This window comes from Methylobacterium sp. GXF4 (assembly GCF_000272495.1).
Lineage (GTDB): Bacteria > Pseudomonadota > Alphaproteobacteria > Rhizobiales > Beijerinckiaceae > Methylobacterium > Methylobacterium brachiatum.
Genome location: NZ_AKFK01000083.1, coordinates 83,160 through 89,159, shown reverse-complemented (window position 1 = coordinate 89,159; position 6,000 = coordinate 83,160). Strand labels below are relative to the sequence as shown.

Annotated in this window: 6 protein-coding genes; 4 read left to right on the top strand and 2 right to left on the bottom strand. The window is 68.5% G+C overall.

Annotated elements, in window-relative coordinates; all coding sequences use genetic code 11:
* Nucleotides 1-106 precede the first annotated feature (106 nt).
* The 4 genes from WYO_RS23300 to WYO_RS23285 all read left to right on the top strand — a co-directional run bounded on the left by WYO_RS23300 (nt 107) and on the right by WYO_RS23285 (nt 4,797).
* The gene (locus WYO_RS23300) at nt 107-1,249 is read left to right on the top strand and encodes a glycosyltransferase (RefSeq protein WP_007567167.1); all 1,143 of its coding nucleotides are present in this window, start codon (nt 107-109) and stop codon (nt 1,247-1,249) included.
* 59 nt (nt 1,250-1,308) lie between these two features.
* Nucleotides 1,309-2,739: a mannose-1-phosphate guanylyltransferase/mannose-6-phosphate isomerase gene (locus WYO_RS23295; protein ID WP_007567166.1), complete on the top strand. Its 1,431-nt coding sequence runs from the start codon at nt 1,309-1,311 to the stop codon at nt 2,737-2,739.
* A 138-nt stretch (nt 2,740-2,877) separates the two neighbouring features.
* The gene (locus tag WYO_RS23290; protein WP_007567165.1) at nt 2,878-3,891 is read left to right on the top strand and encodes an SDR family oxidoreductase; all 1,014 of its coding nucleotides are present in this window, start codon (nt 2,878-2,880) and stop codon (nt 3,889-3,891) included.
* Nucleotides 3,892-4,797 carry an alpha/beta hydrolase gene (locus tag WYO_RS23285; RefSeq protein WP_007567164.1) on the top strand — a complete coding sequence of 302 codons (906 nt, stop codon included), beginning with the start codon at nt 3,892-3,894 and terminating at the stop codon, nt 4,795-4,797.
* On the opposite strand, the gene WYO_RS23280 is transcribed toward WYO_RS23285, so the two are convergent.
* Both WYO_RS23280 and WYO_RS23275 read right to left on the bottom strand, forming a co-directional pair.
* Complete coding sequence (locus tag WYO_RS23280) at nt 4,794-5,042, bottom strand: hypothetical protein (protein ID WP_007567163.1); 249 nt, start codon at nt 5,040-5,042, stop codon at nt 4,794-4,796. The two genes, WYO_RS23285 and WYO_RS23280, sit on opposite strands and share 4 nt — an antisense overlap.
* Nucleotides 5,035-5,922: an acyltransferase gene (locus WYO_RS23275; protein WP_007567162.1), complete on the bottom strand. Its 888-nt coding sequence runs from the start codon at nt 5,920-5,922 to the stop codon at nt 5,035-5,037. Before WYO_RS23275 ends, WYO_RS23280 begins: the two co-directional genes overlap by 8 nt.
* Nucleotides 5,923-6,000 lie beyond the last annotated feature (78 nt).

Sequence of the window (6,000 nt, the reverse complement as noted above, 5' to 3'; positions counted from 1 at the left end):
GGCGCTCGCCTGGGAGGACAAGCTCAGTACGCGCAATCGGGTCTGAACGCCGCTAAAGCGTGCTAATACAGGCCACAAGACATGAATCCTGACAGAGGCCGGCTGAATGCGCGTTGCAATCGTACATTATTGGCTTGTGGGCATGCGCGGCGGCGAGAAAGTCGTTGAGGCGCTCTGCAAGATGTATCCGGAGGCCGATATCTTCACCCATGCCTATGCGCCGGATTCGATATCGCCGACCATAAAAGCCCATCGCATCCAGACGTCCTTCATCGGCCGGCTTCCGTTTTCGGCGACGCGCTACAAGTCCTATCTGCCGCTCATGCCCATGGCCCTCGAGCAGCTCGACCTGCGCGGGTACGATCTCGTGATCAGCAGCGAATCCGGGCCGGCGAAGGGGATCATCCCGCCCTCGAACTCGACCCATATCTGCTATTGCCACTCGCCGATGCGGTACGTCTGGAACATGTTCCACGATTACCGCGAGCGGACGGGGTTCCTGAACCGGCTGCTGATGCCGCCGGCCGCGCATTACATCCGGAACTGGGACGCCATCTCGGCGAGCCGCGTCCATGAATTCGTGGCGAATTCCGCCACCGTGGCGCGCCGGATCGAGACCTATTACCGGCGCAGCGCCACCGTCATCTATCCCCCGGTCGATACCGATGCGTTCGGCGCCGTTCCCGAGCAGGAGATCGGCGATTACCATCTGATGGTCGGCGAGCTGGTGCGCTACAAGCGGCCGGAACTGGCCATCGAGGCGTTCAACCGCCTGCAGAAACCCCTGGTCGTGATCGGGGGCGGGGAAATGCTGCGGGAGTTGCGCGCCATGGCCGGTCCGCATGTCACGATGCTCGGCCCCCAACCCTTCGCGGTGCTGAAACACCATTACGCCCGGTGTCAGGCGCTGATATTCCCCGGCGAGGAGGATTTCGGGATCGTGCCGGTGGAGGCCATGGCGAGCGGCCGGCCGGTGATCGCCTACGGGAAGGGCGGCGCGACGGAGACGGTACAGGAGGGACTGACCGGGACGTTCTTCCACGAGCAATCGGTGGAGGCGTTGATCGACGCGATCGAGCGGTGCAAGGCGATCGCACCGAAACCCGCCGACCTGATCAGCCGGGCCTCCGAGTTCAGTGTCGAGCGTTTCACCGGCGCGATGACGCAGTTCATCGACGGTGTCCTCAACCGTGAGGATCACGGCGACCGTCCCGCGATGGCCGGTGGACAGCTGGATCTGTTACATTGAGTTTTAGCTGAGCGCCTTGTTTTAAAGCGAAAAGACCTTCGTTCGAAAGATTGATCTTGATGCCTGAGCCTATCGATACGGTCTATCCGATCATCCTGTGCGGCGGCACGGGGACGCGTCTGTGGCCGGCCTCGCGCGAGAGCATGCCCAAGCAATTCGCCCGCCTGGTCGATCCGCGGACCTCGACCTTCCAGGCGAGCCTCGAGCGCGTCGCGGAAGCGGGCGTGTTCGCCAAGCCCACCGTGATCGCCTCGGCCGAGGCCCGGTTCATCGTCGCCGAGCAATGCGGCCAGCTCGGGATCGCCGCCGACATCCTGCTCGAGCCGCAAGGGCGCGACAGCGCCGCCGCCGTGGCGGTGGCCGCGCTCCACGCCGCCGCGATCGATCCGCAGGCCGTGGTGCTGATCATGGCCGCCGACCACGTCGTGCCCGACACCAAGGCGTTCGTGGATGCCGTCAAGGCCGCCGCCGTGGGCGCGCGCGCCGGCTACACCATGACGCTGGGCATCGAGCCGACCCGCCCGGCCTCCGATTACGGCTATATCCGCCGCGGCGCCCCGATCCCCGAAGCCCCCGGCGCCGCCCGGGTGGAAAAGTTCGTCGAGAAGCCGGACCGGGCCGGCGCCGAGGCGCTGATCGCCGACGGCGCCCTGTGGAACTCGGGCTACTTCCTGTTCCGCGCCGACCTGATGCTGGCCGAGCTCGAAGCCTTCGTGCCGGACGTCCTCGACGCCGCCCGGTCCGCGCTGGACGCCGCCGTGACCGACCTCGACTTCGTCCGGCTCGACGGCGCCGCCTTCGCCAAGGCGCCCAAGATCTCGATCGACTACGCGGTGATGGAGCGCACCGCGCGCGCCGGCGTGCTGCCGGTGTCGTTCCCGTGGTCGGATGTCGGCACCTGGGACGCGGTCTGGCAGGTGCTGGACCACGATGCCGAGGGCAACGCGGTGCGCGGCCGGGTGTCTCTGGTCGAGACGAAGAACAGCCTGGTGCACAGCCAGGGCGGCGGCCTGACCGCGGTGGTCGGGCTGGAGGACGTGGTCGTGGTCTCGACTCCCGACGCGGTGCTGGTGGCGTCCAAGGCGCGCTCGGGCGAGGTCAAGCAGCTGGTCAACGCGCTGCGGGCGTCGGGCGAGCCGGAGGCGGACGCGCATCTGCGGATGTACCGGCCGTGGGGCTGGTACCAGCGGATCGACATCGGCGAGCGCTTCCAGGTGAAGCGGATCCAGGTGGTGCCGGGCGGGCGCCTGTCCTTGCAGAAGCACTATCACCGGGCCGAGCACTGGGTGGTGGTGCGCGGCACCGCGGAGGTGACCGTGGATGACCGGGTGGTTCTGGTCCACGAGAACGAGGCGGTGTACCTGCCGATCGGCTCGATGCACCGGCTGAACAACCCGGGCAAGATCCCGCTGGAGCTGATCGAGGTCCAGGTCGGCTCCTACACCGGCGAGGACGACATCATCCGCGTCGAGGATATCTACGGACGTTGAGCCGCCCGGACGGCGCCTGCGACGCGATCGCCCCCGGCCGAGGCGGAACCTTGCGGCCTGCCCGGCGACTAACCCCCTGAGCGTGAACGCGCCGGCCCCCGTGGCCGGTCGCGGGGATCGCGGATGTGGGGAAGACCGATGAAGCACAAGCCGCTCAGCGAGCAGGTCGTGGTGATCACCGGCGCGTCGTCCGGCATCGGCCTCGCGACCGCCCGGATGGCGGCCGAGCGCGGGGCCCGGGTCGTGCTGGCCGCCCGCAGCGGCGAAGCCCTGGCCCGGATCCAGGCCGAGATCGAGGGCGTAGGCGGCAAGGCGCTCCACGTCGTGGCCGATGTCGGCAACCGTGCCGACGTCCAGGCGGTCGCCGACCAGTCGATCGCGACGTTCGGCGGCTTCGACACCTGGGTCAACGTCGCGGGGGCCTCGATCTACGGACGCCTGCGCGAGATCAGCGACGAAGACCATCACCGCCTGATCCAGACCAATCTCTGGGGCACGATCTACGGGTCGCTGGTCGCCGTCGAGCACCTGCACAAGCAGGGCGGCGCGCTGATCAATGTCGGCAGCATCGCCTCCGACCTCGCCTTCCCGTTCCAGGGCATGTACGCGGCCTCGAAACACGCGGTGAAAGGCTTCACCGACGCCCTGCGCATGGAGCTGATGGTCGAGGATGCGCCGATCTCGGTGACGCTGGTCAAGCCGGCCTCGATCGACACGCCCCTGCCCCAGCGGGCCCGCAACTACATGGATCGCGAGCCGAGCCTGCCGCCGCCGATCTACCCGCCCGAGGAGGTCGCCAACGCGATCCTGCACGCGGCCGTGCACCCGCAGCGCGACATCTTCGTCGGCGGCGCCGGCAAGGCCTTCGTAGCCGGCAAGGAATTCGCCCCGGGCGCCTACGATTACATGGGTCCGGCGATCATCGCGATGCAGAAGCGCGGCATCCCGCCCCGCGACCCGACCGGAGCCCTGCATGCGCCGGTCTCCGCCGGCGCCACCCGCGGCGACCCGCCGGTCTACGTGATGCGCACCAGCGCCTACACGCGCGCGAGCCTTCATCCACTCGCCACGGCGGCCGGGCTGGTGGGCGTTGGGACCGTGGCGGCCCTGGCGCTGCTCGGGACCGCTCCCGGCCGCAGGAAGCGTCTGTAATTGCCGGTCGCTGCGCATTCCCTCCCGGGGCCGGCCCGGCCGACCTCCGGGGAGCAGGCCGATCCCCGCATCGTCCCGCGCCGGTTCGTCGAGCTGCCGGACGAGCGGACAATCGCCTATGCGGAGACGGGTTCCGGCCCCGACCTCGTGGCGATCCACGGCACGCTGATGTGCCTGGAGGATCAGTGGCTCGGGCCGGTTCCGGCTCTGGCCGAGCATTTCCGGGTCGTCGCCGTCGACCGCCCGGGCCACGGGTTCAGCCTGCGGCCGCGGGGGCGCGGAGCCGATATCTGGGATCAGGCCACGCAGATCCGGGCAGCGGTCCGGGAGCTCGGCCTGGAACGGCCGGTCATCCTCGGCCACTCCTTCGGGGCGGCGATCGCCCTGGCCTACGGGATGCTCTACCCGGACGAGATCGCCGGGATCGTTTCCCTGGCACCGGTCTGCTTCCCGGAACTCCGCCTCGAGCACCTGCTGTTCGGGCCGCGGGCTTTGCCCCTCGGGGGCGATCTTCTGACCCGGATCCTGCACGCGTCGAGCGATCCGGCCCTGCTGCCGCTGCTCTGGAACGCGATGTTCCTGCCCCAGGCGATGCCGCAGCAGTTCCGCCAGAACTTCCCGTTCGAGCTCGCCGGCCGGGCCGCCCAGATCACCGCCGAGGGCGAGGATGCCGGCTGGCTCTGGCCGGCGCTGACCCGCAGCGCGCTGCGCTATCCGAGCCTCCGGGTGCCCACCCGCATCCTGTGCGGCGGCGCCGACATCGTGGTGAATTCCTACCTGCACGGCGTCGTCGCCGCCCGGTTGATCCCGGGCGCGAGTCTCGAGATGGTGCCGGGCGCCGGACACATGTTCCCGCATTCGCATCCCGAGGTCGTCGTGCGGGCGGCTCTGTCGCTCAGGAATTAGGTGTCCGAGCACGGGCCGAGCAGCCAGCGCTCGTCGATATCGGTGGCGTTGCGGTCGGCCAACAGTTGGGTCTCGTCGCCCTCGGCGAAGATCACGACGTCGCCCGGCCCGACATCGCGGGTCGCGTAGAAATCCCAGCGGCGGTGGATCACCCGCGGGCCGCCGAAGATCCGGTAGGCGTTCCAGTAGCGGTCGTCCCGGAAGCCGACGTAATGGACCGACGGTGCGGACGGCCCCTCACCCAAGCCAGAGGACCTTGCGCGCCTCGGCGAGCAGGACGGCGTGCTGCACGGCGGCCGGCGCCTCGTTCGGGATCGCGCTGCCGGCCTCGGCGATCAGCCGCCGGAACTTCTTGCGGTCGAGGCCGCGCCAGCTCTGGCTCGCGAGCACCGCCGCCAGCACGGTCTGGACCGCCTCCGTCCGGTAATGCGCCTCGGCCAGCGCGAGCCGGGTGACGTCGGCCTGGGACGGGCGGTCGACTGGGGCCGCCCTCTCGCGCGGCAGGCCGGACTCGGAGGCATCCTCGGGCATCAGGTTGATGTCCCAGCTGACATTCTCCCGAACGACCCGGGCCGGCGACCCATACGCCAACGCATTGGCCGGGATCACGCCGCTGACGATCGACTGGGCCCCGATGATCGAGCCGTCGCCGATATGCGCGCCCTTGAACACGCTGACATTGCGGCCGAGCCAGACCCGGTGGCCGACATGGATCGGTCGCGACGGGTTGATCCGGCGGCCGGATTCGAGGTCGATGATCGAATGAGCGTCGCTCACCCAGAAGTTGACGCCCTCCGAGATCAGGCAATTGTGCCCGATCGTGATCGGCTTCGTCTCGTGGACGAAGATCTGGCCCTCGTTGGCGAAAGCGCTGTGATGGCCGATCAGCAGCTTCGAATGCGGGCACACGTAGATCTGCAGCGAGGCCAGACGCACGCCGTGCCCGATATGCACGGTGGAGCTGGGGCCGCAGGTGAGCGACATCCGCTCGAACGCGTTGGCACCATCCCCGATCAGGACATGACTGCCATCGCCGTTGATGGTGATCGTCCCGTCCGAAGTGTCCAAAAAATCATGCGCGATCTGGATCTTGTTATTGCCGTTGTTCAGCAGGCGCACAGGCACACGACATCTCCGGTGATCACTCTCGCCCCGGATATAGTGCCGGCGCGAAGCGGATCGACCGCGGTTGGTGAATCTGGC

Excerpts from the sequence above, each read along its gene's own strand:
- WYO_RS23300 (WP_007567167.1), top strand. The coding sequence starts at position 107 with ATGCGCGTTGCAATCGTACATTATTGGCTTGTGGGCATGCGCGGCGGC.
- WYO_RS23295 (WP_007567166.1), top strand. The coding sequence starts at position 1,309 with ATGCCTGAGCCTATCGATACGGTCTATCCGATCATCCTGTGCGGCGGC.
- WYO_RS23290 (WP_007567165.1), top strand. The coding sequence starts at position 2,878 with ATGAAGCACAAGCCGCTCAGCGAGCAGGTCGTGGTGATCACCGGCGCG.